Annotated in this window: 2 protein-coding genes; one reads left to right on the top strand and one right to left on the bottom strand. The window is 71.4% G+C overall.

Annotated elements, in window-relative coordinates; all coding sequences use genetic code 11:
• A partial coding sequence (locus IE271_RS43195) for a hypothetical protein (RefSeq protein ID WP_229919991.1) occupies window positions 1-247 on the top strand: 247 nt, incomplete at its 5' end.
• Here the strand turns inward: IE271_RS43195 and IE271_RS40910 are convergent.
• Complete coding sequence (locus tag IE271_RS40910) at window positions 222-1385, bottom strand: IS4 family transposase (RefSeq protein WP_229919990.1); 1164 nt, start codon at window positions 1383-1385, stop codon at window positions 222-224. The two genes, IE271_RS43195 and IE271_RS40910, sit on opposite strands and share 26 nt — an antisense overlap.
• Between the last annotated feature and the right edge of the window lie 78 nt (window positions 1386-1463).

Here is a 1463-nt window from a genome sequence, read left to right as displayed (position 1 = left end):
CAATGCTGTTGCTTTACGGGTTCGCGGGTTGTGGTCGCTGGATGGTGACGGCTTGAGCTCCGGTGTGGGTGGGTTGGGGCCAGTCGTGGTGTTCGGCCCGTTTGAGCCGGTGCGTGGACATCTTGCGTGTGACGACGCGAGGCTGACTGCGCAGGCGTCTGACCGGCAGCAGCCGTTCCAGCAGGTCGTGCTCGAGCCAGACCAGCGCGCGGACCAGGAGGTCAGGGGGAAAAACTGCCCGGTGTGACGGTCACGCTGCGCCGGGCGGCGCGCAGGGTCTCGGTGAAGGAGAGCCGGTCCGGATCCAGGCGCTGGGTGGCGGCCGTTCTCGCCATCAGCTCGCGCAGGGCCCGGTGGACCAGCAGGTGGGCCCAGAGCTGCTGCAGCACCCCGTCCGGGGTCTTGCTGACCAGCACCACCTGGGCGCCGCGCTGGCGGGTCTTGAGTTCGGCGAGGACGGATTCCACCTCCCAGCGTTCGTGGTAGAGCGCGGCCGGCTGCCGGGCCGGATACCGGCGGGCGTCCAGCAGGGTGGTCACCAGCCGGTAGCCCTCCTGCACTGCCTGGCCGGTGCCGGTCAGCTGGTAGGCCAGCACCCGGACAGTGACCGGATCTGTGTGGGCGGCATCGGTGGCGGCGTGGATGCGCGAGAGCCAGGACCCGTCCCGCAACAGCCGGTCCATCGGCAGGACGCGGTTGGCGGGCACCCGCCACAGCAGATCGGCGCCGGTGGCGGCGAACGCCCGCCACAGCGGCATGCCGAGGAACGCGCGGTCGGCCAGCACCAGCTGTCCGGGGCCGCAGGAGCGGGGCAGGCGGCCGACCAGGGTGACCTCCCCGGTGCGGCAGCCGGCCAGCTCCGCATCCAGCACCAGATGCGTGCCGCTCTCCACCAGGCAGACCATCCTCACCTGCGGGAACGCGCTCTTGTCCGGGCTGCGGCCGTTGCCCGGCCGGCCGAAGGCGGCCTCGTTGGCCGGTGTGTCGGCCACGTCCCAGCAGGTGCCGTCCACCGTCAGCAGCCGCAGCCCCCGCCAGAACCCGCCCGGCGTCGCCTCGGTGGCCATCGGCCGGGCGGTGGTGGCGAACAGCACCCGCAACGGCTCGCATCCCAGCCGCTGCCGGGCCCGAAACAGTGACGACTTCGCCGGAAGACGCCAGTCACCCAGCAGCCCCAGACCCCGCAGGCCCTCCACCAGGTGCCGCATCACCTCGAGATACGGCGCCGGCGAGAACAACGCCAGCCCGAGCACGAAGTACACCACCAACCGCGCGGGCAACAGGCGTTTGCGCTGCTCCGCCCGCCCGCAGGCGGCCACCACCCGATCCACCAGACCCGGTGGATACACCCAGGTCAGCAGCCCCAGCCCCGAAACCTCGGACACATCCGCGGACACCCGCACCACCCCCAGCGGCCACCACTACCAAGCAGCCTACGCCCGCAAGTAAAAGCAACGGCATTG

This window comes from Streptomyces minutiscleroticus, from assembly GCF_014650875.1.
Classification (GTDB): Bacteria; Actinomycetota; Actinomycetes; order Streptomycetales; family Streptomycetaceae; genus Streptomyces; species Streptomyces minutiscleroticus.
Note: the sequence above shows the minus strand (reverse complement) of the source record. Positions and strands in the feature narration are given on the sequence as shown.